Genomic DNA, 23,846 nt, shown 5'->3' with positions numbered 1-23,846 from the left:
CGAACTCATCATCGCCGCGATCGTGTTATGGCTGCGCACCGGCTTACAGGACACGCCCTAGTAGACCGTGCCGCGGGCCACTCCGGACCGCAGCATGGTGGCCATCCCAGCGTCAGATCGCAGGATGGCCACCATGCTGCGATGTGGGAGGGCGGGCGGGGCGCTCAGTGCGGCAGCGGCGGGGCCGGGACGAGGCCGGCGCGGTCGGCGATCCACGGCAGCGCTGCCGTGAGCGAGTCGATGGCCATCGGCCAGGAGTGACCGCCGGGCAGGCTGATGAGCTGCACCGGCAGGCCTGCCTCCGCCGCGGCGTCACGCACCCGGGCGGCCTCCGGCCCGTAGAGGGCGTCGTCGCGGCCGGTGGTGAGGATGCCGGCGCTGGCGACGTACCGGCCGGGGGCGGCCGTCTTCAGCACGTCCAGCGGGTTGACCAGGCGGAACGCGTCGTCGTCCCCACCGAAGGCGGCCTGCACGGTCTGCGCGCGGTCCCCCAGCGTCGGCTCGGCCTGCCCGGCGATGTCGAGGAAGGTCGGGTAGACCTCGGGCCTGCGCACCGCCAGTTGCAGCGAGCAGGTGCCGCCGAAGGAGAACCCGCCGATCGCCCGGTGGTGATGGCGGACCTGCAGGTGCTCGGTCTCCCACGCCGGCACGTCGACGGCGAGGTAGGTCTCGGCGTTGCCGAGCCTCGAATCCAGGCACAGCGGGTTGCCGAACGACGAACCGGTGGTGTCGGGGACGATCACCACCGGCGCGAGCCCGTGGTGCGCGGCCGCGAAGCGGTCCAGGACATTGGCGAGCTGGCCGGCGAGCAGCCAGTCGTCCGGGCCGCCGGGCTGGCCGGGGATCAGCACCAGCACCGGCAGCTCGGCGCGGATGCTGCCGAGGTAGGCGGGCGGCAGGTAGAGCCAGGCCGGGCGGGCCGCGAATCCCGACGCCGTGCCGGGGATCGAGACCTGCGCGACCTGCCCCGTGGCCGGCATGTCCGGCGGCGGCGTCCAGCCGGCCGCGAGCGACATCCCGGCCGATGCGGTCACGAGTTCCACCTCGCGCGGCAGGTCGGCGAAGGTGGTCTGGTCGGATGCCTGCAGCCCGACGGCCGACGCGAGCGTCGGGCGGTACCCGTAGAACGCGTTGACCTTGACCGCGCCCATCAGCAGCACGGCGACCACGGCGAGCACGGTCACCGCGACGCGCAGCCGGCCGCTCCCGCGAGGGGCCCACGCGAGGGCGCACCCGGCGGCGGTGACCGCGATCCAGAACAGCACGCGCAGCGGGAGCGGATCGGGGAACGGACGCAGGAGCGCCACGCCCACGGCGGAGAGCGCGGCGACCAGCACCCCGATCCCGATGCAGGTCGAGACGGTGCGCAACCACCACCGCCGACCCCGGCGCACCAGCAGGTACACCAGCGCGAGCCCACCGACCACCGAGATCGTCGAGGGCAGCACACCGGCGATCAGCGGGGCGTCCAGCAGTGGTGACGCGATCAGGGCTTCCTCCAACCGGGCCGTTGTGAGGCTAACGCCGCCCGGATCATGGGGATGCGGCGGGCCGACGCATCCACGGGACGGTCATCACGACGCCCCCTACCGTTCGTCCGGCACACCTACGGTGGAGTCGTGGCTACCTCCCGGCGCATCCGAGCACTGATCACCAACGACGACGGCATCGACTCACCGGGGCTGTGGGCCCTCGCAGCGGGCGCGCGCGACGCCGGACTGGACGTGGTCGTGGCCGCACCGCACATCGACGCGAGCGGCGTTGGCGCCTCCGTCGCGGCCGTGCGGGAGGACGGGCGGGTGCTGGTGCACACCCGCGAGATCGAGGGACTGCCCGGCATCCCCGCGTTCGCCGTTGAGGGCCACCCGGCGTTCATCGTGCACGCCGCGGGGCGGGGCTGGCTCGACCCGGAGCCCGACATCGTCCTGTCCGGGATCAACGCTGGTGCGAACACGGGCCACTCGGTGCTGCACTCGGGGACGGTCGGCGCGGCGCTCACCGCGACGCTGCACGGCTGGCGGGGCCTCGCCGTGTCGCTGGACTGCGTGTGGCCACCGCAGCAGCCGCACTGGGAGGCGGCCGTGCACGTGCTGCCCGAGGTGCTCGACATCCTGCTCGCCGCCCCCGAGGGCACGGCGCTGTCGCTGAACGTCCCGGACCGCCCCGTCGCGGAGCTTGGCGGGCTGCGCGAGGCGCGGCTCTCCCGGTTCGGGCAGGTCCAGATCCTGGTCGAGCACAGGGTCGGCGACGACGGCCGGGCCGGCCTGCACGCCACGCTGGCGGAGTCGGGAGAGCCGGAGCCGGGCACCGACTCGGCGCTGCTGGCGGCCGGTCACCCCGCGCTCACCGAGCTCCGCTCGATAGGGGAACGGGCCGGCGTGCTCACCCAGGCCGGGTGAGCCACCACCCCCAGAAGGAGTGTGACCCGGACCACAGTGCACGATCTCACGATGGGTGACGGGGACATTCGCGCTGAGTGGTCGACGGGTTTCGCGCGCACGATGGCGGAGGAGATCCGGTCGGGGCTGCGATCGGGCGCGTTGACCTGGGGCGAAGCCGATCAGCTCCTGGCGAGGCTGCGCATGGTCGTGGACCAGGCGCTCGACCTGGCGCCGCAGTTCAGCTGATCACGGGCGCCGACGGACTCAGTGCTCGTCGGCGCCGGTGAGCTCCAGTTCGAGCTTGTCGGCCACGTCGACGACGAGCCGGAACGACCGGTCGAAGCCGTCCAGCTCGGTGTCGCCGAGCGGGATCGAGTGCCGGAACAGCACCAGCCCGTTCTCGGAGACGGCACCCCCCGCGATCGACTCGCCCGCGCGCTCGAGCATCTTGCCAAGGTCGATCTGCTCGAGCCGGCCGATGGGCGAGGTGATCTGCGCCCACGGGTGGTTGTCCTCCCCCGTGACCTGGCGCACCAGCACGATCTGCGTGCGATCGCCGGGCGTGGGCAGGTTGAACCAGAGCTCGCCCTCGGCCTGCCGCATGATCTCGTAGCGAACCCGCACGAAGGACATGAGGTCGTCCCAGCTGGCCACGCGCCACCTCCCGATCGTCGAGGCGGACCGTACCGCGATCACGGTCTCGCAGGGGCACCGCCCGGCTACAGACCCAGCTGCCGGGCGATCAGCATCTTCTGGACCTCGCTGGTGCCCTCGCCGATCTCCAGGATCTTGGCGTCGCGGTAGAACCGCCCGACCGGGTACTCGTTCATGAAGCCGTAGCCGCCGAAGACCTGCGTGGCGTCGCGGGCGTTGTCCATCGCCGCGTTGGACGCCACGAGCTTCGCGATCGCGGCCTCCTTCTTGAACGGCTCGCCGCGCAGCATCTTCGCCGCCGCCGCGTAGTAGGCCAGCCGCGCTGTGTGCGCCCGCGCCTCCATGTCGGCGATCTTGAACTGGATGGCCTGGTAGCTACCGATCGGGTGGCCGAACGCCTCGCGTTCGTGGGCGTAGCGCACCGACTCGTCGACGCAGCCCTGCGCGAGCCCCACCGACAGCGCCGCGATCGCGACGCGGCCCTCGTCGAGGATCGAGAGGAACTGCGCATAGCCGCGGCCCCGCTCGCCGACCAGATTGGCGGCCGGCACGCGGACGTCGTCGAAGGAAAGCTCGTGGGTGTCGGAGGCGCACCAGCCGACCTTCGAGTACTTCGGCGCGACCCGGAAGCCCGGTGTGCCGGCCGGGACGAGGATCGCCGAGATCTCCTTGCGCCCCTCCCGCTCGCCGGTGACGGCCGTGACGGTGACGAGCGAGGTGATGTCGGTGCCCGAGTTCGTGATGAACGCCTTCGAGCCGTTGATCACCCACTCGTCGCCGTCGAGGCGCGCGGTGGTGCGGGTGGCGCCTGCGTCCGAGCCGCCGCCCGCCTCCGTCAGCCCGAAGGCACCCAGCCGGGTGCCCGCGGCGATCTCCGGCAGCCACTGCTCCTTCTGCTCGTCGGTGCCGAAGCGGTAGATCGGCATCGCGCCGAGCGATACACCCGCCTCCAGCGTGATCGCCACCGACGAGTCGACGCGGGCCAGCTCCTCCAGCGCGAGGCAGAGCGCGAAGTAGTCACCGCCCATCCCGCCGTACTCCTCGGAGACGGGCAGGCCGAACAGGCCCATCGCGCCCATCTTCGCGACGATGTCGTAGGGGAACTCGCCACGCTCGTAGAAGTCGCCGATGACCGGCGCCACCTCCTTGCGGGCGAACTCCTCGACGGTCGCGCGCAGTGCCTCGTGCTCCTCGCTCAGGGTGAGGTCCATGATCAGTCCTTGGTGGTGGGTTCGACGATGAGGAGCGCGGCGTCGCGCGCCACGGTGGCGCCGACGCGGGCGCGGAGTTCCCGGACGATCCCGTCGACCGGGGCCGTGAGGACGTGCTCCATCTTCATGGCCTCGACGACCACGAGCCGGTCGCCCGCGGCAACCTGCTGGCCGTCGGTGACCTCGACGACGGTGACGGTGCCCGGCATCGGCGAGAGGACGGGCCCGCCCGCTCCCGACTGGGCCGCCGCGGCGGCGTCGACGGGTGCCTGCTCCCGCACGCCCCATGCGCCGCCGTCCCGGCCGAGCCACAGCGTCGACCCGTCCTGCGCGCAGGTGTAGCGACGCGTGATGCCGCCGGCCGTGACGGTCAGCGTCGCACCGTCGCCACGGGCCGACACGCGCTGCGGTTCGCCATCACCGACCACCACCTCCGCGTCGGCGGCCCGGCCGCGGATGCGCACGGCGACGGGCTCGGAGCCGGCCACGATCATGTTCCAGGTGGTCCAGGCCGGTTCCCCGACGCGCCAGCCGCCGGGGACGTCGAACGGGTCGACGATCGCGCCGGTGGGCTCCAGTTCCAGCAGCGCGTGCGCCGCCGCAGCGGGCAGCACGTCGGCGGGCAGCGCCGCCGCCGTCCACTCGTCGAGCCTGCGGCCGACGAGCCCGGTGTCGAGGCGGGCGGCCCGCACGTCGGCGTCGGCGAGCAGTGCGCGCAGGAAACCGATGTTGGTGCCGAGCCCGAGCAGCACGGTCTCGCGCAGCGCGGCGTCGAGGCGGCGGATCGCCTCGTCGCGGTCGGCGCCGTAGGCGATGATCTTGGAGAGCATCGGGTCGTAGTCCGAACCGACGACCCCGCCTGCCACCACACCGGAGTCCACGCGGACGCCGGCGGGTTCGCGCAGCGCGAGGATGGTGCCGCCGGTCGGCAGGAAGCCCGCCGCGGGATCCTCGGCGTAGACCCGCACCTCGATCGCGTGGCCGGTCAGCACCACGTCGTCCTGCGTGATCGGCAGGGTCTCGCCCGCCGCGACCCGCAGCTGCAGCTCGACGAGGTCGAGTCCGGTGACCAGCTCGGTGACGGGGTGCTCCACCTGCAGCCGGGTGTTCATCTCCATGAAGAAGAACTCGTCCGGACGATCAGCGCCGACGATGAACTCGACGGTGCCGGCACCGGAGTACCCCACCGAGCGGGCCGCCTCGACGGCCGCGGCGCCCATCGCGGCGCGCTGCGCGGGCGTCAGCAGCGCGGACGGCGCCTCCTCCACGATCTTCTGGTGGCGCCGCTGCAGCGAGCACTCGCGCTCGCCCAGGTGCACGACGTTGCCGTGCTGGTCGGCCATGACCTGGATCTCGATGTGGCGCGGGGTGGTGACCAGCCGCTCGACGAGCAGCGTGTCGTCGCCGAACGAGCTGCGGGCCTCCCGGCGCGCTGTGGCCAGCGCCGCGGCGAGGTCCTCGATCCGGTGCACCTCGTGCATGCCCTTGCCGCCGCCACCCGCGCTGGGCTTGAGCAGCACCGGGAAGCCGATCTGCTCGACCGCGAGCGTCAACGCCTCGTCGTCGAGCCCGGCCCCGTCGGAACCGGGGACGACCGGGACGCCCGCCTTCGCCACCGTCTGCTTGGCGCGGATCTTGTCGCCCATGGCCTCGATGGCTGACGCCGGCGGGCCGACGAACGCGATGCCCGCCGCCTCGCAGGCCGCGGCGAACGCCGTGTTCTCGCTCAGGAAGCCGTAGCCGGGGTGGATGGCCTGCGCGCCGGTGGCGCGGGCGGCATCGAGCACGGCGTCGATGGACAGGTAGCTCTGTGCAGCAGAGCTACCTGCGCCGAACCGCGAGCTCCCGGCGGCGGCCGGCCCGATGCGCACGGCGACATCGGCGAGCGCGACGTGCGGCGCGCCCGCGTCGGCATCGGAGTGGACGGCGACCGACCGGATGCCCAGCGCGCGCAGCGTCCGGATGACCCGGACGGCGATCTCGCCCCGGTTGGCGACAAGAACGGTGTCGAACATGTCCCTCACATCCGGAAGACGCCGAAGGCCGGGTCGGCCAGTGGCGCGTTGGCGGCGGCGGAGAGGGCGAGCCCCAGCACCGTCCTGGTGTCCTTCGGGTCGATCACGCCGTCGTCCCAGATCCGGGCGGTGGAGTAGTACGGGTGGCCCTGGCGCTCGTACTGGGCGCGGATGCGGTCCTTGAACTCCTCCTCCGGCTCCGGGTCTCCCGCGCCGCGGACGGTGGCGAGCACCATCGCGGCCTGCTCGCCGCCCATCACCGAGATCCGGGCGTTGGGCCACATGAACAGGAACCGGGGCGAGTAGGCCCGCCCGCACATCGAGTAGTTGCCGGCGCCGAACGAGCCGCCGATCACCACCGTGAACTTCGGGACGCGTGTCGAGGCCACCGCAGTGACCATCTTGGCGCCGTTCTTGGCGATGCCGCCCGCCTCGTACTCGCGCCCGACCATGAACCCGGAGATGTTCTGCAGGAACACGAGCGGGATACCGCGCTGGTCGCACAGCTCGACGAAGTGCGCACCCTTCTGCGCCGACTCCGAGAACAGGATCCCGTTGTTCGCGACGATCCCCACCGGGTGCCCGTGCAGGCGCGCGAAGCCGGTGACCAGCGTGGTGCCGTACTCGGCCTTGAACTCGTGGAACCGGGAGCCGTCGACGATCCGGGCGATGACCTCGCGCACGTCGTAGGGCGTGCGGGAGTCGGTGGGGACCACCGCGTAGAGCTCGGCGGGGTCGGCGAGCGGCTCCTCGACGGGCCGCACGTCCCACGGGCGCGGGGTGCGCTGCCCGAGCGTGCCGACGATCGAGCGGACGATCTGCAGCGCGTGGGCGTCGTCCTCGGCGAGGTGGTCGGTGACGCCGGAGATCCGGGAGTGCAGCTCGCCGCCACCCAGCTCCTCCGCCGTGACGACCTCACCCGTGGCGGCCTTCACCAGTGGCGGGCCGCCCAGGAAGATCGTGCCCTGGTTGCGGACGATCACGGCCTCGTCGCTCATCGCGGGCACGTACGCGCCGCCCGCGGTGCAGGAGCCGAGCACCGCGGCGATCTGCGGGATACCCATGCCCGACATCTGCGCCTGGTTGTAGAAGATGCGGCCGAAGTGCTCGCGGTCGGGGAACACGTCGTCCTGCTCTGGCAGGTACGCGCCGCCGGAGTCGACGAGGTAGAGGCACGGCAGGTGGTTGTGCAGCGCCACCTCCTGCGCGCGCAGGTGCTTCTTGACCGTCATCGGGTAGTACGTGCCGCCCTTGACGGTGGCGTCGTTGGCCACGATCACGCACTCGCGACCGGACACCCGTCCGACACCGGTGATCATCCCGGCACCGGGCGCGTCGCCGTCGTAGAGACCGTGGGCGGCGAGCGGGGACAGCTCGAGGAACGGGCTCGACGGGTCGACGAGCGAGTCGACGCGGTCGCGCGGCAGCAGCTTGCCCCGCTCGACGTGCCGCGTGCGGGCCCGCTCCGGCCCACCCAGGCGTGCCGTGGCGAGCTCGGCACGAAGGTCATCGACGAGCTCCCGGTGTGCGGCATCGTTGCGCGCACCGGCCTCTCCGGTCGGATCGGCGCTGGCGTGCAGCACCGGGCTCGACGTGGCGACGCCCATGGTTCTCCCTCGCATCGGCTGGACGGGACCGAGGTTAACGTTCATTAACCTGGGACGCCACCACCAACAGGTGTGACGCCGCTCTGGATGTTTCCGGCGGTCTCCCGGACACTGGTGGGGTGCAGCAGGATCCGACGACCACCGAGCGACCCCTGCTCGGGCTCGTGCCACTCGGCCTGATCGCGCTGACCACCGTGCTGCTGGTGGGAGTCGCGTCCCGGCTCGTCGCGTACGACGACCTCCCGTTCCTGTCGTGGGTCGGGGTCGCCGCGCTGGCCGCCGCCATGCTGCTCGTCATCGCGCCGGGCAGGCGCTGGCTGTTCTGGGCGCGGGTCCTGTGCGTCGTCGTGCTGATCGCCGCGGTGTCCTACGTGGTGCAGCGGCTGGTGGTCGCGGCCGACCCGGCCAGCATCAGCGAACGGATCGGCAGCTACTGGTCGAGCCTGTTCCCCCTCACCCGGCCGCTCTACGACGCCGGCGGCGTGGGCCTGCACACGCCCCGCACGCCCGGCATGCTCGGGCAGGCCGCACTGCTGCTGCTCCTTGCGACGATCGGCACCCGTCCGGCGCCCGCTACCGTCTGAGGGTGCGCGTACTGCTGGTCGAGGACGAAGTCCCACTTGCCGAGATGGTGCGTCGGGGCCTCGTCGCCGACGGCCACACGGTCGAGGTGGTGCACGACGGGCCGGCCGGGCTCGCCGCGGCCTCCACCGAACAGCACGACGTCGTCGTGCTCGACATCATGTTGCCCGGCCTGTCCGGCTACCGGATCCTGCAGCGGCTGCGGGCCGCCGAGATCTGGACACCCGTGCTGATGCTCACCGCGAAGGACGGCGAGTACGACGAGGCCGACGCGTTCGACCTCGGCGCCGACGACTACCTCGTCAAGCCGTTCTCCTTCGTCGTGCTGCTCGCACGGCTGCGGGCGCTGCTGCGACGGTCCGGGGAGGCGCGCCCGACCGTGCTCACCGTCGGCACGCTGTCACTGGACCCGGCGCGACACCGCGTGTTCCGCGGTGACACCGAGATCACGCTGACCCCACGCGAGTTCGGCGTGCTCGAACACCTCATGCGCTACGCGGGCGAGGTCGTGACGAAGACCGACATCCTGCGGGCCGTCTGGGATGCCCACTACGAGGGCGAGGTCAACGTCGTCGAGGTCTACGTCGGCTACCTGCGCCGCAAGATCGACTCGCCGTTCGGGACGCGCAGCATCGAGACGCTGCGCGGTGTGGGCTACCGGATGGTGGAGCCCGGCTGATCGCTGCGCACCGCCGGGATCCCCTCGGGGTCGGTGTCGGTCATGGTCGACGGGATGCGCCACGGCGCGGTCGGCGGGTCGACCTTCGCCTCGGCGTCCGTGACCGGGGCCTGCAGCCACGGTGAGCGCCCGGCCCGCACCGGCTGCACCGGGTTCGGGGCCGTCGGCGGGGACACGGACTGGGACACGGACGGGCCTGCGTACGGCCGCGGCGCCACCTGCCAGCCGGAGGCGGGCGGGATCGGCGGCGACCCGTAGGGCGGGGTCGGCGCCGGGCGCGGACGGCGCTGCTGGCGCGGGACCCCGGTCGGCGGCGTCACCGGCGGCACCCGACCGTAACCGGCAGGCGGCGTGCCGGTCGGGCCCGGCCGGGGCCGGACGGCGTTGGCCGGGAGCGGCTGGACGGTATTGGCCGCGAGCGGCTGTGGCCGCGACGCACCGGGGGGAACCGCGTAGGGGGCCGTCGGCTCGTCGGGCGGGTCGGCCGGACGACCGGGCACGGGAACTCCTTGCTGCGCTGCATCGGATGCGGAAGTGGGCGCTGTGGACGCTGCCGGCTCGGCGATCTCGGGGCCGCCGGCCTCGAGTTGGACGGTCGCAGGCTCAGCGGTCGCAGGCTCAGCGGTCGCGGGCTCAGCGGTCGCGGGCTCAGCGGTCGCGGGCTCAGCGGTCGCGGGCTCAGCGGTCGCGGGCTCAGCGGTCGCGGGCTCAGCGGTCGCGGGCTCAGCGGTCGCGGGCTCAGCGGCCTCAGCGGCCTCAGCGGCCTCAGCCTGAGATAGTGCGGGCGGGGCCGGTTCGGGTGCGCTCTCGGCACTCGGGACCACCGCGGGCAGCCCCGGGTAGGACAGCTCGACATCACCGTGTTCGAACTGCGGTGCGGCCGGGAGCGACACCCGGAACAGCGCTCCTCCCGCCGGCGCCTCGCGTACCTCCACCGTGCCGCCGTGGGCCGCGACGACCTCCGCGACGATGGCGAGGCCGAGGCCGGATCCACCGTCGGCACGGGCCCGGGCGTCGTCGAGCCGGACGAAGCGCTCGAAGATCCGCGCCCGGTCCGACTCCGGCACGCCGGCGCCGTCGTCGCTGACCTCGATCAGGGCGAAGTCGCCGTCGCGGGCGACGGTGACCCCGACCTGCGAGCGGGCGTGGCGTCGGGCGTTGTCCACCAGGTTGCGCAGCACGCGCACGAGCTGGCCCCTGTCGCCGATGACCCGCACGGGCTCGGCCCGCACCTCGATCGGCACGCCCTCACCGCCGGGACGGACGCGCTCGGCCTCGGCGATCTCGTCGAGATCCACCTCCTCGCGGCGCGGTTGCAGGCCCCGCTCGTCGGCGCGGGCGAGCAGCAGCAGCGCGTCGACGAGCTTGCCGAGCCGGGAGGTCTCCTTGCGCAGCGCGCCCACCGTGACGGGGTCGGCCGATTCGTCCTGGAGGAGTTCGAGGCCCGCCGAGATCGTGGCGAGCGGGCTGCGCAGCTCGTGGCTGGCGTCGGCGACGAAGCGGCGCTGCACGCCCTGCGCGTTCTCGAGCCTGCCGATCATCGCGTTCATCGTCTCGGCGAGGCGGCCGACCTCGTCGTGCGACTCGGGCACCGGCACCCGCTGGGCCAGGTCCTTCTCCGTCATCGCGGCCACCTGCACCCGGATCGCCTCGACGGGGCGCAGCGCGCGACCCGCGAACAGGTAGGTGGTGGCGCCGGCCACGATGATCAGCAGCGGCACGCCGAACAGCAGGTAGAACTTGAGCGTGGAGACGGCGGTGTCGACGCTGCTCAGCGGCACCGCGAAGATCGCGACGGCGTCGGAGCCGACCGACGTGGTGGCCATCGAGGCGAGCACCACGTGCACCCGGTCACCGTCGGCCGTGGTGATGTAGGTGCTGGGCACCACGTTCACGTCGGTGCCCGTGGGCAGCAGGCTGGTCATCGGGTCGCCCTTGGGGGTGGAGTCGGTGCCACCCTCTGCCGTGATGCGGGGCGGCTGCCCGTCGCCCATGGGGTAGATCACCAGCACCTGGGCGAAATCGTCACGGGTGGCCACGTTCTTGACCGTGTTGAAGGCGTTGTCGTTGGGCGCGCCCCGGTCGTTCTGGGCGACCCGGTCGGCGAGCTGGTGCACCCGGTCGGACGCCGTCACCTCGATGTTGGCGCTCAGCGACTGCCGGACCAGCAGCACCAGCACGATGCTGGACAGCGCCGCGGTGACGGCGATGACCAGGGCGGCCGCCAGCGCGGAGGCCACGCGCACGCCGAGGCGCACTCGCATCCACCGCGGAGCCCTGGGCATGCCGACCAGCGTATCGATCCCCGCTGAGACCGCGCTGAGCCCGAACCAAGATCGGGTTAGGGCTCGTTAACGGCGGGGTAGGCTGACCGGATGGTCGGGCCCCCTGCGGTGCACACCGGGGTGAGCCGGCGTGAACAGATCCTCACGGTTGCGGCACAGCTGTTCGCCAAGCACGGCTTCCACGGCGTGAGCATCGCCGATCTCGGTGCCGCCGTCGGCGTCAGCGGGCCCGCGCTGTACCGCCATTTCCCCGGCAAGGAGGCACTGCTCGCCGAGATGCTGATCGGCATCAGCGAGCACCTGCTCGCCGGCGGGCGACAGCGGGCCGAGGCGTCCGACGACCCGCTCGCGGTGCTCGCCGCGCTCGTGGAGTTCCAGGCCGACTTCGCGATGCGCGAGCCGGAGCTGATCGTGGTGCAGGACCGCGACCTCGCCAACCTGCCGACGTTGCCGCGGCGGCGCGTTCGGCAGCTGCAGCGCACCTACGTCGAGATCTGGGCCGACACGCTGCGCCGCATCCATCCCACGCTCTCGGCCGATTCGGCGCGCATCGCCGCGCACGGGGCGTTCGGGCTGCTCAACTCCACGCCGCACACGGGCCGCGGCCCCGACGCCGTCGCACTGCTGCGCCGGATGGCGATGACGGCCCTCACCACCCTCCCCACCTGACGGGGCGCTGGATTGCGGGATTGTTGAACAATTTGTAGGGTTTGACCCGTGCGCATCGACCTCAACTCCGACCTCGGTGAGTCCTACGGCCGCTGGGTGCTGGGCGACGACGAGGCGGTGCTCGGTGTCGTGACGTCGGCGAACGTCGCCTGCGGGTTCCACGCCGGCGATCCGTCGACGCTGCGCCGCACCTGCGCGCAGGCCGCCGCCGCGGGTGTGGTCGTCGGGGCCCAGATCGGCTACCACGACCTCGCGGGCTTCGGCCGCCGGTTCATCGACGTCGACCCCGCCGAGCTCGCCGCCGACGTGATCTACCAGCTCGGAGCACTCGACGGGATGTGCCGGGTCGCGGGCACCGCGGTGCGCTACCTCAAACCGCACGGCGCGCTCTACAACGCCGCCGTGCACCACACGGCGCAGGCGCAGGCCGTGGTCGACGCCGTGCGCGACTATGACGCGACGCTGCCCGTGCTGGGCCTGCCAGGGTCGGAGCTGCTCAGACTGGCCGCCGCAGCCGGCCTGCGCACCGTCACCGAGTTCTTCGTCGACCGCGGCTACACCGCCGAGGCAACGCTGGTGCCCCGCTCCCGGCCCGGTGCCCTGCTCCACGATCCCACCGAGGTGACGGCCCGGGTGCTGCGGATGGTCACCGACGGCGTCGTCACCGCCGTCGACGGCACGGACGTGGCGGTCCGGGCCGACTCGCTGTGTGTCCACGGCGACTCGCCGGGTGCCGTAGCGATGGCGGCCGCCGTGCGGGCCGGGCTCGAGCGCGAAGGTGTCGAGCTCGGCGCCTTCGCATGAGGAGCCCCGGGTGACGATGCGGGTGCTGGCCTGCGCGGACGTCGGCTTCCTCATCGAGGTCGACGGGCTCCCCGAGGTGCTCGCGCTCGCCGCCGCCGTCCACGATGCGGACCTGCCCGGCGTCCTCGACGTCGTGCCGGCCGCCCGGACACTCCTGGTCACCACGTCGAGCGGCGCCGACCTCCCGTTCCTGCGGCGTCGGGTGCACGAGCTGGGCGAAAGCGCCCGGCCCGTCGACGCCGCGGCGGACGGCACTGCAGGCGGCACTGCGGTGACGATCGAGGTGGTCTACGACGGTCCCGACCTCGACGAGGTCGGCGAGCTCACCGGACTCGGCGCCGACGGGGTGGTGGAGGCGCACAGCGCGAGGCCGTGGCGCGTCGGCTTCGGCGGCTTCGCTCCCGGCTTCGCCTACCTCGCGGGCGGCGATCGGCGCCTGGAGGTGCCGCGCCGGTCCGAGCCGCGCACCGCGGTGCCGCCCGGCTCGGTGGGACTGGCCGGGGAGTTCAGCGCGGTCTACCCGCGCTCGTCGCCGGGTGGTTGGCAGCTCATCGGCCGCACCGCCGCGACGCTCTGGGACGAGACGCGCGACCCGCCCGCGCTGCTGCACCCTGGCGACAGCGTGCGGTTCGTCGCGGTGCCGGATGTGGAACGGTCCGAGCGGTCGCCCGTCGGGACGCCCGAGGTCGAGCCGGGCGGCGTGCTGGAGATCGTGGCGACCGGGCCGCTGGCGCTGCTGCAGGACCGCGGACGTACCGGGCTCGCCACATCGGGCGTCGGCCGCTCGGGCGCGGCCGACCGGGCCGCACTCGGGCTCGCCAACCGGCTCGTCGCCAACCCGGAGGACGCCGCGGCCATCGAGGTGGTGCTCGGCGGCCTCGCCGTGCGCGCACACCGGCTGCTGACGGTGGCGCTGACCGGGGCGCCCGCACCCGCCGACGTCGACGGCACCCCCGTCGGTCACAACGCCGTGCTGACGCTGCGGCCGGGGCAGCTGCTGCGCCTCGGCGTGCCACCGGTCGGCCTGCGCACCTGCCTCGCCGTGCGCGGCGGCATCACGGCGGCCGCCGTGCTCGGCTCCCGCGCGACCGACGTGCTCTCGGGCATCGGGCCTGCCGTGCTGCGCGCCGGGCAGCGCCTTCCGGTGGGGTCAGAGCCGTCCGACTTCCCGATCGTCGACGTCGCACCGGTGCGGCTGCCGACGGGCGACACGGTGACGCTGCGCGCCGTTCCCGGTCCGCGCGCCGACTGGATGCAGGACGCGAGCGCGCTCACCCGCACGGTCTGGACGGCGTCGAGCCGCAGCGACCGCGTCGGGATGCGGCTGGAAGGTGACCCGTTGCAGCGTCGGGATCTGGGCGAGCTCCCCAGCGAGGGCATGGTCCGCGGCGCCGTGCAGGTGCCGCCCGGAGGCGAGCCGGTGGTGTTCCTCGCCGATCATCCCGTGACGGGCGGCTATCCGGTGGTGGCCGTGCTGCTCGACGCCGACGCCGACGTGGCCGCGCAGGTGCGACCCGGCCAGCAGGTGCGGTTCAGGTTCGTGCCGGCTCCGTAGTCGGCTGCGGACGCGCGGCCGGGCGGCGGCGGGAGAGCCCGACACCCACCAGGCAGATCGCGCCCCCGACGATCGCGAGCACGGGCGGCAGCTCGCCCAGCAGCACGGCCGACATCGCGATCGTGATCGGCGGCACCAGGTAGGTGGAGACGCCGAGGCGCCCCGCGTCCATCCGCGAGAGCGCGTAGGCCCACGTGCTGAACGCCAGCGCCGTCGGCACCAGCCCGAGGTAGGCGATCCCGACCGTGGCCGCGGTCGGTGCCACCGCGAGATCACCGATCAGGACCGGCGCGAACGGCAGGCTGACGATGACACCGATGACGCAGGCGGTGAACGTGACCTGCAGGGCGGGCAACCTGCGCAGCACCGGCTTCTGCGCGAGCACGCCGATCGCGTACGTCACGGCGGCGACCAGGCAGAGCACCACCCCGAGCAGGTCGGAACCGGCCAGCTGGGACGTGGCGGCGCCCACCAGCACCGCCCCGCAGAACGCGACGAGCGCCCCGATCACCAGCCAGCGCGGGAAGCCCTCGCCGAACAGGAGCCCGGCGAACAGCGCGATGAGGATGGGGCCGATGTTCACCAGCATCGAGGTGGTGCCGGCGTCGACACGCTGCTCGGCGGCGTTGAGCGCCACGTTGTAGACGCCGAACCAGAACACGCCGCATACGGCCATCAGCAGCCATTCGCGGCGGGTCGGCGTCACCCACCGGCGTCCGATCAGCATGAGCACCCCGAGCGCGAGCGCACCCACGAGCAGCCGGCCCAGCGTCAGTGAGCCCGGCGCGTACGAGCCACCGACGGCCCGGATCGCGACGAACGCCGAGGCCCAGGCGACCACCGTGAACAGGACAGCGGCGAGTACCACCCACCGGGTACGGGCGGAGTCCCGCATCGACGTCATGCAGCGACGCTAGCCCGCGACCTCACCCGCGATCGCGCGGTTTTCGGTCATCGCGCCACCGGATCCTGCCGAATCCATTCCGGGGAAGGCCAGCCGCGTCGGTTCGAGCCGTCCGCGCAGCGTCATCGCGTCACCGAAGGTCCACCGGGCCGCCTCGCCCGGACCGGCGAGCTCGACCGCGCCCGCCGCGGCGAGCACCCGGCCGGGCACGGCCTTCGCGAGCTCGGTGAGCCGGGCGGCCTCGTTCACCGGGTCGCCGATCACCGTGTACTCGAAGCGCCGCGGGTCGCCGACGTTGCCGGCGACGGCGTCACCGGCGGAGACCCCGATCCCCACGTCGACGTCGGGCAGCTCGAGGGCCAGCCGCTCGCCGAGGCGCCGCGCCGCGGCCAGTGCCCGGCCGGCCGGGTCGTCGACGGCGACCGGCGCTCCGAAGATCGCCAGCGCCGCGTCGCCCTCGAACTTGTTGATCCAACCCCGGTGCTCCTCGACGACGCCGATCACGACCCCGAAGAAGCGGTTGAGCAGGTCCACCACCTCGCCCGGTGGGCGGTGGGCGGCCAGCGCCGTCGAACCGACCATGTCGACGAACAGCACGGCGACGTGCCGCACCTCGCCACCGAGGCGCACCTCGGCGGTGGCCGCCGCGGCCCTGGCCACGTCACGGCCGACGTGGCGACCGAACAGGTCGCGGATGCGCTCCCGCTCCCGCAGCCCAGCGACCATCGTGTTGAACCCGGCCTGCAACTGGCCGACCTCGGTGCCGTCGTAGACCGGCACGGTGACCTCGAGATCGCCGAGCTCGACCCGCTCCATCGCCTTGCGCACGGCGTTGACCGGGTCGGCGACGGCCCGCGCGGCACCGACCGTGACCAGCACCCCGCTGGCCAGCCCGATGAGCCCGACGATCAGCACGATGACGGCCAGCCGCGCCGCGGAGATGTCGCCGTAGAACATCGCGGCGACCGAGGCCTGCAGCACCCCGCTCACCGGCACCGCGGTGCCCAGAGCCCAGAACACCAGCGAGCGGGTCACCACACCGGGCAGGAAGCGACGGCCGGGGCCCGTCGCATCGCCGAGCACCCGCTCGGCCGTGCGCCGCAGGATCCGCTCGCACAGCAGGTACGACAGTGCGCAGGTGGAGATGCCGCCGAGCAGGATCGTCTCGGCAGCCGACAGGGCGAGTCGCACCGAGAAGTTGAGGTTCAGCGCGGCGAACAGCGCCGCGCCCACGACCCACAGCACACCCTGGACCGTGACCAGGCGCAGCGGCCCGTAGAGCACCATCCGACGCTCGGTGCGGTGCTGGGCCTCCGCGTCGGCGCCCGAGCGCATCCGGAACCGGCGGCTGCCCCAGTAGAGCGCGATCGGGGCCGCGACGATCAGGTAGGCGCCGAGGAGCAGCAGGTTGAGCAGCCGCATGCGGTCCGGATCGGCGATGTCGCCGGTGGGGAGCACCAGGACGCCCAGCAGCCACACGACGACCGCACCGGCGAGGTTCGCCAGCCCGACGACGAGCACGAGCGTGATCCGGACGGACACGTCGAGCACCGATGCCTGGACCCGCCGCGTCCGCGAGGGACGTCCCATGAGCAGGTAGTTTAGGCCGTTCGGAGCAGGGAGGCGGCACCGCGGGCCGATCTCAACCGGGTTCGGCGCGGGGTGACGGCCGGATCAGGCGCTCCGCGCCGCCAGCACGTCCGGCAGGCGCTCGTCGATCCAGTTCAGCAGCCCGGTGAGGTGCCTCGTGACCTCGTGGCCGATCCCGGTGAGGCTGTAGGTGACCTGCGGCGGGGTGGTGGGCGCGACCTCGCGGTCGACGAACCCGTCGGCCTCGAGCGTGCGCAGCGTCTGGGCGAGCATCTTCTCGCTCACGCCACCGATCCGGCGCCGCAGCGCGCTGAACCGTAGCGGCCCGCCACGCAGCGCCGCGAGCACCAGGACCGCCCACTTGCTCGTGACGTGGTCGAGCACCCCGCGCGCGGGGCACTGGCTGTCGAACACGTCACCTCGGGCCGAAGCGTCCCAGCCCGGTACCTGCATGCTCACATCTGCCTCCGGCACTTACCGCCAGGTACGTACTTACCAACGGTTAGCGCCAACCCTACGGTGGTGGCGAACGTCAACACCACCCTTGAGGAGCAAGAAATGATCGCCGTCACCGGAGTCACCGGGAACCTCGGCCGCATCGTGATCGAGGACCTGCTGACCCGCATCCCCGCGAGCGAGCTCGTCGCCGTGGCCCGGACCCCCTCGAAGGCCGCCGACCTCAGCGAGCGCGGCGTCGATGTGCGAGCCGGCAGCTACGACGATCCGGCCTCGCTGCGGGCCGCCTTCGCCGGCGTCGACGTGCTGCTGCTCGTCTCGTCGCCCGACATCACCACGCCCGGGATCCGGCCGATCCACCACGGCAACGCGATCGACGCGGCGAAGGCCGCCGGCGTCGGGCGCATCGTCTACACCAGTGCCGAGGGCGCCGCGAACGGCCAGGGCTTCCTGGCCGACCACACCACCACCGAGGGGCTGCTGCGCGACGCGGGCGTGCCGCACACGATCCTGCGCAACACGTTCTACATGGAGGCCCTGGTCAACCCGGGCCTGCGTGACGTCGTGTCCGCGGGCGAACTGCCCGGCGCCGACGAGGGTCGACCGGTCAACCTCGTGACGATCCGCGACCTCGCGCTCGCCGCGGCCGCGACGCTCACCGGCCCGGAGCACACCGGCGTGATCTACGAGCTGCGCGGCGCGCTGTGGACCGTCGCCGACCTGGCCGCGACCGTGGCCGACGTGACCGGCTCGCCCGTCGCCTACCGGGCCGTGCCCGCCGCGGACCTCGGCGGGATCGCGTTCGTGCACCAGATCATCGCGAGCGGGCTGTTCGACGAGACCGCGCCCGACCTGGAGAAGCTGCTCGGGCGCCCGGCCACGACCATGCGCGAGGCCGTGCAGGGTGTCTTCTCCTGAGATCGTCCCCAGAAAAATGCGCGGCCCGCAATCTTGCGGTCCGCGCATTTTTTGCTACGGTGGGGCGGTGGCCGTCAACAGCGCTCCCGGACTGCGGGAACGGAAGAAGCAGGAGACCCGCGAGGCTCTGAGCTGGGCCACCCTTCGACTGGCCGTCGAGCACGGGATCGACAAGGTACTGGTGGAGGACATCGCGGCCGCGGCCGGCGTGTCCCCGCGCACGTTCAACAACTACTTCTCCAGCAAGTACGACGCCATCACGTTCCGCCACCGCGACCGCTTCGAACGCGCCGCCGCCGCACTGCGGGAACGGCCGCCGGGCGAGCCGCTGTGGGAGGCCATCACGGCCGCGGCGCTCCAGCAGTTCGGCGTGGACACCGACTCCACCCCCGAGACGACCTGGACCACGGGCGTCGCCACGATGATGACCGATCCGGCCTTCGTCGGATCCTTCCTGCGGGCCGCGGCCATGGGCGAGCACCGCGTCGCCGAAGCGATCGCCGAACGCACCGGCGCCGATGTCCACACCGATCTGCACCCGCGCCTGGCCGCAGCCGCGGTCAGCTCCGCCGTCCGCATCGCCAGCGAACTCTGGATCTCGGCCGATCCACCGGTCGCCATCGGACCGCTGATCCGCTCGGCACTGGCCCAGATCGCGGCCGGGCTGCCCGCGCACCCCACCACCTGACACCCACCCACCTTTCCCTTCGGCCCTGACCCAGGGCCTGGTTCGCCGCGCCCGGACACCGGGCCGCGGCCGGAACGGAGCGCAGCCATGCCCGAGAACAACCCGGTAGTGATCGTCGGAGGCGGCCCGAACGGGCTCATGACGGCGTGCGAGCTGGCGCTGGCCGGCGTCCGACCCCTCGTGCTCGAGGCGCTGCCGGAGCCCTCGACCATGCCGAAGGCCAACGGGCTGGTCGGTCGCGTCGTGCAGGCGTTGGACTACCGCGGCCTCGCCGAAGCGTTCGGTTCCGCGAGCCCACCCCGCCCGACGCCCGTCTTCCAGTTCGGCGCGCTGTGGCTGGACATGGCGCAGCTTCCCGGCAACACCTTCTTCGCGCTGCCGATCCCGCAGCTGCGCATGCAGGAGCTGCTGACCGGACGGGCGCGTGATCTGGGCGTCGAGGTGCGCCATGGCCACGAGATGGTGGCGCTGCGCCAGTACACCGACCGGGTGGAGATCGACGTCAGCGGGCCCGAAGGCGAGTACGTGCTCACCGCGAGCTACCTCGTGGGTGCCGACGGCGGCAAGAGCACCGTTCGCAAGGCCGCCGGGATCGGGTTCCCCGGCCTCACCGACCGCAGCTCCATCGGCCGCAACGGCGAGGTCGCGATCGACGCGCCGGTCGCCGTCGGCGGGGGCGAGCTGGACGTTCCCGGGCTGGGCAGGCTGCGGCCCGGGACGTTCACCCGTACCGAGAACGGGCTGTTCGCCTACGGCATGTTCCAGCCCGGCCGCTACCGCGTCGCCGTGCAGGAGTGGGGCGACGACGCCCGCACACCCGAGCAGGACGACTGGACGTGGCAGCAGATCCCGGTTGCCGAGCTCACCGCGGCCGTCACCCGCGTGCTCGGCGTCGAGCTCCCGATCCGGGAGGTCGACGGCGGCGGGGCCCGGGCCAACACCACGAGCAACTCGCGGCTGGCCGACCGGTACCGCGCCGGCCGCGTCCTCCTCGTCGGCGATGCCGCCCACGTGCAGTCCGGCATCGGCGGGCCGGGGCTGAACCTGGGCCTGCAGGACGCGCTCAACCTGGGCTGGAAGCTCGCCGCTGCAGTGCAGGGCTGGGCGCCCGACGGGCTGCTCGAGAGCTACCACGCCGAGCGCCACCCCGTCGGGGAGCGGGTGATCATGTCGAGCCGGGCGCAGACGGCGCTGCTGCGACCGGGTGCGCACGTCACGGCGCTGCGCCAGGTGCTGCAGGAGCTGCTCGGGTCACCCGACAACGTCCGGCACATCTCGGAGCTGACGTCGAGCGCCGACGTGCGCTACGACATGGGCGGCGCAGGCGACCACGATCTGATCGGGCGCTTCCTGCCCGACCTGCCGCTGGGCACGTCCCGCGTCGCCGAGGTGCTGCGCGACGGGCGTCCCCGGCTGCTCGACCTGGCCGGACGGGCGGACCTGGTGGCCGTCGCCGAGGCGTGGCACGACCGGGTGGCGGTGACGGTCGCGACGAGCCCCGACGCGCCGGCCGATGCGGTCCTCGTCCGACCCGACGGGCACGTCGCGTGGGCCGGGGCTGATCCGGTCGAGCTGGAAGCGGCGCTGCACACCTGGTTCGGGGCACCTGCACTCGTTGCGGCGGGGGTGAGCTGAGCCCTGCCCAGCCACGTTGCAGGAAAGCCCGTCATGGCCTGCGGCCGCCATGACGGATGAGAATCGGCGCTCTCGCGTTCGCCGCCGAGCGCGTACTGGCTCATGATCGAACCGGAACCTGTGGGCGTTGATCACTCACCCGGCGCGGCGGCGGGCTCTTGCGTTGCAGGAAAGTGGCTTTCCCGCAACCGGGGATACGCCCGAGCCGCCTACCGCCAGCCGGGGCGCCCCGCCGTCAGCACCCGCACCCCGTCCGCGGTGATCGCGATCGTGTGCTCGGCGTGCGCCGCCCGGCTGCCGTCTGCGGTGCGCAGCGTCCAGCCGTCGGGGTCGTGGCGGTAGTCGTCGGTGCCTCCGGCGATCAGCATCGGCTCCAGTGCCAGCACCAGGCCGGGGCGCAGCTTGAGTCCTCGCCCGGGCCGGCCCTCGTTCGGCACGTGCGGGTCCTCGTGCATCGTGCGCCCGAGCCCGTGGCCACCGTGGTCGGCAAGCATCCCGAAGCCGCTCGCGCGCCCGACGGCGCCGATCGCGCCTGCGATGTCACCCAGCCGGGCCCGGGGGCCCGCGGCCGCGATGCCCGCGGCGAGCGCAGCCTCGGTGGCGGCGATGAGCGCGACGTCGATCTTGTCGGCCGTCTCGCCGACGACCATGCTGAACGCGGCGTCGGCGCACCAGCCGTCGATGTGCACGGCGAGGTCGACGCTGAGCAGATCGCCGTCACGCAGCGGCTCGGCGGCGGGGATGGCGTGGACCACGGCGTCGTTGACACTCGCGCAGATCACCCCGGGATACGGGCAGGGCGCGAAGGCCGGGTGGTAGTCGAGGAAGGTGGGCTCGCCGCCGGCGGCCGAGATCAGGTCGGCCGCCATGGCGTCCAGTTCCTCGGGACTGGTGCCGGGCACGGCATGCTCCCCGACCGCGGTCAGGACGGCGCCCACGACCTTGCCCGCTGCCTCGATGGCGTCGATCTCACCTGGAGTCTTCAACTCGATCACGCAGATAACTATACCGGTATTAGTATTGGGTAATGGTTCGCGTCCCCCTGACCCCGTCCGACCGTGAGCGTGGCGAACGGCTCGGCAGGCTGCTGCGCGACGCGCGTGCCGGTCGCAGCATCGGCGACATCGCGGCCGCGGCCGGGATCTCGGCCGAGACCCTTCGCAAGATCGAGACCGGTCGCATCCCGACCCCCGCCTTCTTCACCGTGTCCGCGCTGGCCGGAGCGCTCGGGCTGGCGCTCGACGAGATCGTCGTCGCCATCGCTCCACCGGTGCCGGAGCAGCACGTCGCACGCGGGGCTTGACCTCAACCGAGCTTCACGTTCGACGCTGTGCACATGAAGACGGTGACAGTGCACGCGTTCGGTCCACCCGACGTCCTCCAGACCACCGAGGCGCCCGAGCCGGTCGCCGGAGCCGGTGAGGTCGTGATCGACGTCGCCGCCGCCGATGTGATCTGGGTCGAGACCATGATCCGCGCCGGTGGTGGCAAGCCCTACTTCGACACCACCCCGCCCTACGTCCCCGGCAACGCCGTAGGCGGGCGGGTCCGCGCGGTCGGGGCGGACGTCGACCCGAGCTGGGTCGGGCGCGCCGTGGTGGCCCGGGTCGAGGGTGGGTACGCCGAGCAGGTGGTGGCCCCCCTCGATCAGGTCTCCGCCGTTCCGGACGGCCTCGACCTGCAGGTGGCGGCCGCGCTCATGCACGACGGCCCCACGGCGCTCGCGCTGGCCGAGCTCACGGCCATCGGTGCCGATGACGCGGTGCTCGTCGTCGGCACGAGCGGCGGGCTGGGCATCACGTCGGTGCAGCTGGCACTGGCGGGCGGCGCACGGGTCGTCGCCGTCGCGCGCGACGAGCGCAAGCTCGCCCGCATCCGGGAGCTCGGCGCCGTTGCCGTCATCGACTCCGAGTCCCCCGGCTGGGTCGAGCGGGCCCGCACGGCACTCGGCGGCTCCGGCGCCGACGTCGTGCTGGACAACATCGGCGGGTCGCTCGGCGAGGCCGCGTTCGACCTGGTGGCACCCGGCGGCCGGTTCTCCGCGCACGGCACCCCCGGCGGCCGGTTCGCGGCCATCGACCCGGCGGTGGCCGCGGAGCGCGGGGTGACCCTGTCCGGCATCGCCGACGTCCAGCTCGACGAGGCCCGCCTCAGACACCTCACCGAGCTGGCGATGGCCGAGGCCGTGGCGGGCCACATCGCCCCGGTGATCGGCCAGACCTTCCCGCTGGAGAAGGCCGCCGACGCGCACGCCGCGATCGAGGAACGCTCGGTGTTCGGCAAGACCCTGCTGCTGCCCTGAACGGGCTATCGGAGCTGCAGGGCCACCTTGCCGGTGGCATGTCCCGACTCCACCAGCGCCAGTGCCGCGGCCGCGTCGTCGAGGGGGCGGACGTCGGTGACGTGCGGATCCAGCTCCCCCGCGGCGACGAGCCTGGCCAGCTCCGTCAGCACCGCCCGGCTGCGATCGCGCTCGACGCCGCCGCCACCGAGCTCGGCGGCCAGCGGCCGGTCGGCCACCGTGACCAGCTTGGACCGGTCGGCCACCAGCTCGGCGACAGCCCGCAGCGCAGCGCCGCCGACGAGGTCGAACACCGCGTCGACGCCGCCGGGCGCCACCGCGCGGACGCGCTCGACCACCCCGTCGCCGTACGCGACGGGCACGGCGCCGTAGGAACGCAGCAGCTCGTGCTTGCCAGGGCTCGCGGTGCCCACGACCGTGAGCCCGCGGGCCACCGCCAGCTGCACCGCCGAGATCCCGACGCCCCCACCGGCCCCGTTGACCAGCAGCGTTGCTCCCGGTTCCAGGCCCAGCCCGGTGAGCGCGTCGTACGCCGTGCCGGCGGCGACCGGTAGCGACGCCGCGTCGGCGGGTGCCACCCCGTCCGGTCGCAGCGCCGCGAACGAGCCGGTGACCAGCGCGAGCTCGGCCCAGCCGCCGGTCATGTTCGGGGTGCCACCGAAGACCTCGTCGCCGACGGCGAAGCCCTCGACCCCCGCCCCGACCTGCTCGACGGTGCCCGCCACCTCCCGGCCGAGCACCGCCGGGCCCTCGACGCCGTAGGAGCCGTCGCGCAGCTTCCAGTCACCGGGGTTCACCCCGGCCGCCCGGACCCGCACGAGCAGCTCGCCGGTCCCGGGCACCGGCACCGGGACGTCGAGGAACGCCTCGTTCTCCGGGCCGCCGATCTTGTGGAAGCCGTATGCCCTCAT

At 73.1% G+C, this 23,846-nt stretch carries 23 protein-coding genes; 12 read left to right on the top strand and 11 right to left on the bottom strand.

Translation table 11 applies throughout. The features are described from left to right. Positions 1-164: 164 nt before the first annotated feature. Entirely contained in the window at positions 165-1,502 is a 1,338-nt protein-coding gene (locus ACFPFQ_RS22940; RefSeq protein ID WP_379622109.1) for an alpha/beta hydrolase, read from the bottom strand. 117 nt (positions 1,503-1,619) lie between these two features. Between ACFPFQ_RS22940 and surE the strand changes: the two genes are divergently transcribed. Further along, positions 1,620-2,399: a 5'/3'-nucleotidase SurE gene (gene surE / locus ACFPFQ_RS22935; RefSeq protein WP_379622107.1), complete on the top strand. Its 780-nt coding sequence runs from the start codon at positions 1,620-1,622 to the stop codon at positions 2,397-2,399. A 51-nt stretch (positions 2,400-2,450) separates the two neighbouring features. After that, positions 2,451-2,627, top strand: a complete 177-nt coding sequence (locus ACFPFQ_RS22930) for a hypothetical protein (RefSeq protein WP_379622105.1) — start codon at positions 2,451-2,453, stop codon at positions 2,625-2,627. Between the two features lie 18 nt (positions 2,628-2,645). On the opposite strand, the gene ACFPFQ_RS22925 is transcribed toward ACFPFQ_RS22930, so the two are convergent. The 4 genes from ACFPFQ_RS22925 to ACFPFQ_RS22910 form a co-directional block, all read right to left on the bottom strand. Then, the gene (locus tag ACFPFQ_RS22925) at positions 2,646-3,035 is read right to left on the bottom strand and encodes a hypothetical protein (protein ID WP_379622103.1); all 390 of its coding nucleotides are present in this window, start codon (positions 3,033-3,035) and stop codon (positions 2,646-2,648) included. Between the two features lie 65 nt (positions 3,036-3,100). After that, positions 3,101-4,246 carry an acyl-CoA dehydrogenase family protein gene (locus ACFPFQ_RS22920; RefSeq protein WP_379622101.1) on the bottom strand — a complete coding sequence of 382 codons (1,146 nt, stop codon included), beginning with the start codon at positions 4,244-4,246 and terminating at the stop codon, positions 3,101-3,103. Between the two features lie 2 nt (positions 4,247-4,248). Next, complete coding sequence (locus ACFPFQ_RS22915; RefSeq protein ID WP_379622099.1) at positions 4,249-6,261, bottom strand: acetyl/propionyl/methylcrotonyl-CoA carboxylase subunit alpha; 2,013 nt, start codon at positions 6,259-6,261, stop codon at positions 4,249-4,251. 5 nt (positions 6,262-6,266) lie between these two features. Continuing rightward, positions 6,267-7,868 carry a carboxyl transferase domain-containing protein gene (locus ACFPFQ_RS22910; RefSeq protein WP_379622097.1) on the bottom strand — a complete coding sequence of 534 codons (1,602 nt, stop codon included), beginning with the start codon at positions 7,866-7,868 and terminating at the stop codon, positions 6,267-6,269. A gap of 119 nt (positions 7,869-7,987) precedes the next feature. Here ACFPFQ_RS22910 and ACFPFQ_RS22905 point away from each other — a divergent pair, with 119 nt between their 5' ends. Together ACFPFQ_RS22905 and ACFPFQ_RS22900 are read left to right on the top strand one after the other, a co-directional pair. After that, the gene (locus ACFPFQ_RS22905; RefSeq protein ID WP_379622095.1) at positions 7,988-8,452 is read left to right on the top strand and encodes a hypothetical protein; all 465 of its coding nucleotides are present in this window, start codon (positions 7,988-7,990) and stop codon (positions 8,450-8,452) included. 2 nt (positions 8,453-8,454) lie between these two features. After that, entirely contained in the window at positions 8,455-9,129 is a 675-nt protein-coding gene (locus tag ACFPFQ_RS22900; protein ID WP_379622093.1) for a response regulator transcription factor, read from the top strand. Here the strand turns inward: ACFPFQ_RS22900 and ACFPFQ_RS22895 are convergent. Continuing rightward, positions 9,105-11,414 (bottom strand): ATP-binding protein, encoded by a 2,310-nt coding sequence (locus tag ACFPFQ_RS22895; protein ID WP_379622091.1) that lies wholly within the window; start codon positions 11,412-11,414, stop codon positions 9,105-9,107. The two genes, ACFPFQ_RS22900 and ACFPFQ_RS22895, sit on opposite strands and share 25 nt — an antisense overlap. A 90-nt stretch (positions 11,415-11,504) precedes the next feature. On the opposite strand from ACFPFQ_RS22895, the gene ACFPFQ_RS22890 reads away from it, so the two are divergent. Genes ACFPFQ_RS22890 through ACFPFQ_RS22880 form a run of 3 tightly spaced genes read left to right on the top strand, consistent with a single transcriptional unit; the run spans position 11,505 to position 14,442 of the window. Beyond that, entirely contained in the window at positions 11,505-12,083 is a 579-nt protein-coding gene (locus ACFPFQ_RS22890; RefSeq protein ID WP_379622089.1) for a TetR/AcrR family transcriptional regulator, read from the top strand. 48 nt (positions 12,084-12,131) lie between these two features. After that, on the top strand, positions 12,132-12,887 hold the full coding sequence (locus ACFPFQ_RS22885; RefSeq protein ID WP_379622087.1) for a LamB/YcsF family protein: 756 nt from the start codon (positions 12,132-12,134) through the stop codon (positions 12,885-12,887). 16 nt (positions 12,888-12,903) lie between these two features. After that, positions 12,904-14,442 carry a 5-oxoprolinase/urea amidolyase family protein gene (locus tag ACFPFQ_RS22880; protein ID WP_379622113.1) on the top strand — a complete coding sequence of 513 codons (1,539 nt, stop codon included), beginning with the start codon at positions 12,904-12,906 and terminating at the stop codon, positions 14,440-14,442. Here the strand turns inward: ACFPFQ_RS22880 and ACFPFQ_RS22875 are convergent. From ACFPFQ_RS22875 to ACFPFQ_RS22865, 3 genes are all read right to left on the bottom strand, one after another. Then, positions 14,420-15,346 (bottom strand): DMT family transporter, encoded by a 927-nt coding sequence (locus tag ACFPFQ_RS22875; RefSeq protein ID WP_379622085.1) that lies wholly within the window; start codon positions 15,344-15,346, stop codon positions 14,420-14,422. The genes ACFPFQ_RS22880 and ACFPFQ_RS22875 overlap by 23 nt on opposite strands. A gap of 9 nt (positions 15,347-15,355) precedes the next feature. Beyond that, positions 15,356-16,936, bottom strand: coding sequence for an adenylate/guanylate cyclase domain-containing protein (locus ACFPFQ_RS22870; protein WP_379622083.1), 1,581 nt, complete (start codon positions 16,934-16,936; stop codon positions 15,356-15,358). An 84-nt stretch (positions 16,937-17,020) separates the two neighbouring features. After that, positions 17,021-17,389, bottom strand: a complete 369-nt coding sequence (locus ACFPFQ_RS22865; RefSeq protein ID WP_379622111.1) for a winged helix-turn-helix transcriptional regulator — start codon at positions 17,387-17,389, stop codon at positions 17,021-17,023. A 105-nt stretch (positions 17,390-17,494) separates the two neighbouring features. Between ACFPFQ_RS22865 and ACFPFQ_RS22860 the strand changes: the two genes are divergently transcribed. The 3 genes from ACFPFQ_RS22860 to ACFPFQ_RS22850 all read left to right on the top strand — a co-directional run bounded on the left by ACFPFQ_RS22860 (position 17,495) and on the right by ACFPFQ_RS22850 (position 20,633). Beyond that, the gene (locus ACFPFQ_RS22860; RefSeq protein ID WP_379622081.1) at positions 17,495-18,310 is read left to right on the top strand and encodes an NAD(P)H-binding protein; all 816 of its coding nucleotides are present in this window, start codon (positions 17,495-17,497) and stop codon (positions 18,308-18,310) included. A 67-nt stretch (positions 18,311-18,377) separates the two neighbouring features. After that, the gene (locus ACFPFQ_RS22855) at positions 18,378-18,998 is read left to right on the top strand and encodes a TetR/AcrR family transcriptional regulator (protein ID WP_379622079.1); all 621 of its coding nucleotides are present in this window, start codon (positions 18,378-18,380) and stop codon (positions 18,996-18,998) included. Positions 18,999-19,085: 87 nt separating this feature from the next. Beyond that, positions 19,086-20,633 carry an FAD-dependent monooxygenase gene (locus tag ACFPFQ_RS22850; protein WP_379622077.1) on the top strand — a complete coding sequence of 516 codons (1,548 nt, stop codon included), beginning with the start codon at positions 19,086-19,088 and terminating at the stop codon, positions 20,631-20,633. A gap of 209 nt (positions 20,634-20,842) precedes the next feature. On the opposite strand, the gene map is transcribed toward ACFPFQ_RS22850, so the two are convergent. Next, positions 20,843-21,628 (bottom strand): type I methionyl aminopeptidase, encoded by a 786-nt coding sequence (gene map / locus ACFPFQ_RS22845; protein WP_379622075.1) that lies wholly within the window; start codon positions 21,626-21,628, stop codon positions 20,843-20,845. A gap of 32 nt (positions 21,629-21,660) precedes the next feature. Between map and ACFPFQ_RS22840 the strand changes: the two genes are divergently transcribed. Continuing rightward, positions 21,661-21,936, top strand: a complete 276-nt coding sequence (locus ACFPFQ_RS22840) for a helix-turn-helix domain-containing protein (RefSeq protein ID WP_379622073.1) — start codon at positions 21,661-21,663, stop codon at positions 21,934-21,936. A gap of 33 nt (positions 21,937-21,969) precedes the next feature. Continuing rightward, entirely contained in the window at positions 21,970-22,935 is a 966-nt protein-coding gene (locus tag ACFPFQ_RS22835) for a zinc-binding dehydrogenase (RefSeq protein ID WP_379622071.1), read from the top strand. 5 nt (positions 22,936-22,940) lie between these two features. On the opposite strand, the gene ACFPFQ_RS22830 is transcribed toward ACFPFQ_RS22835, so the two are convergent. Then, positions 22,941-23,846 (bottom strand): NADP-dependent oxidoreductase, encoded by a 906-nt coding sequence (locus ACFPFQ_RS22830; protein WP_379622069.1) that lies wholly within the window; start codon positions 23,844-23,846, stop codon positions 22,941-22,943.

Source organism: Pseudonocardia sp. GCM10023141 (assembly GCF_042653605.1).
Note: the sequence above shows the minus strand (reverse complement) of the source record. Positions and strands in the feature narration are given on the sequence as shown.

Coding starts and splice junctions, on each gene's coding strand:
- ACFPFQ_RS22865 (WP_379622111.1), bottom strand. CDS start 17,389: ATGCAGGTACCGGGCTGGGACGCTTCGGCCCGAGGTGACGTGTTCGAC.
- ACFPFQ_RS22835 (WP_379622071.1), top strand. CDS start 21,970: ATGAAGACGGTGACAGTGCACGCGTTCGGTCCACCCGACGTCCTCCAG.
- ACFPFQ_RS22860 (WP_379622081.1), top strand. CDS start 17,495: ATGATCGCCGTCACCGGAGTCACCGGGAACCTCGGCCGCATCGTGATC.
- ACFPFQ_RS22870 (WP_379622083.1), bottom strand. CDS start 16,936: ATGGGACGTCCCTCGCGGACGCGGCGGGTCCAGGCATCGGTGCTCGAC.
- ACFPFQ_RS22930 (WP_379622105.1), top strand. CDS start 2,451: ATGGGTGACGGGGACATTCGCGCTGAGTGGTCGACGGGTTTCGCGCGC.
- ACFPFQ_RS22850 (WP_379622077.1), top strand. CDS start 19,086: ATGCCCGAGAACAACCCGGTAGTGATCGTCGGAGGCGGCCCGAACGGG.
- ACFPFQ_RS22830 (WP_379622069.1), bottom strand. CDS start 23,846: ATGAGGGCATACGGCTTCCACAAGATCGGCGGCCCGGAGAACGAGGCG.
- ACFPFQ_RS22840 (WP_379622073.1), top strand. CDS start 21,661: ATGGTTCGCGTCCCCCTGACCCCGTCCGACCGTGAGCGTGGCGAACGG.
- ACFPFQ_RS22920 (WP_379622101.1), bottom strand. CDS start 4,246: ATGGACCTCACCCTGAGCGAGGAGCACGAGGCACTGCGCGCGACCGTC.
- ACFPFQ_RS22910 (WP_379622097.1), bottom strand. CDS start 7,868: ATGGGCGTCGCCACGTCGAGCCCGGTGCTGCACGCCAGCGCCGATCCG.
- ACFPFQ_RS22890 (WP_379622089.1), top strand. CDS start 11,505: ATGGTCGGGCCCCCTGCGGTGCACACCGGGGTGAGCCGGCGTGAACAG.
- ACFPFQ_RS22880 (WP_379622113.1), top strand. CDS start 12,904: ATGCGGGTGCTGGCCTGCGCGGACGTCGGCTTCCTCATCGAGGTCGAC.
- ACFPFQ_RS22915 (WP_379622099.1), bottom strand. CDS start 6,261: ATGTTCGACACCGTTCTTGTCGCCAACCGGGGCGAGATCGCCGTCCGG.
- ACFPFQ_RS22875 (WP_379622085.1), bottom strand. CDS start 15,346: ATGACGTCGATGCGGGACTCCGCCCGTACCCGGTGGGTGGTACTCGCC.
- ACFPFQ_RS22895 (WP_379622091.1), bottom strand. CDS start 11,414: ATGCCCAGGGCTCCGCGGTGGATGCGAGTGCGCCTCGGCGTGCGCGTG.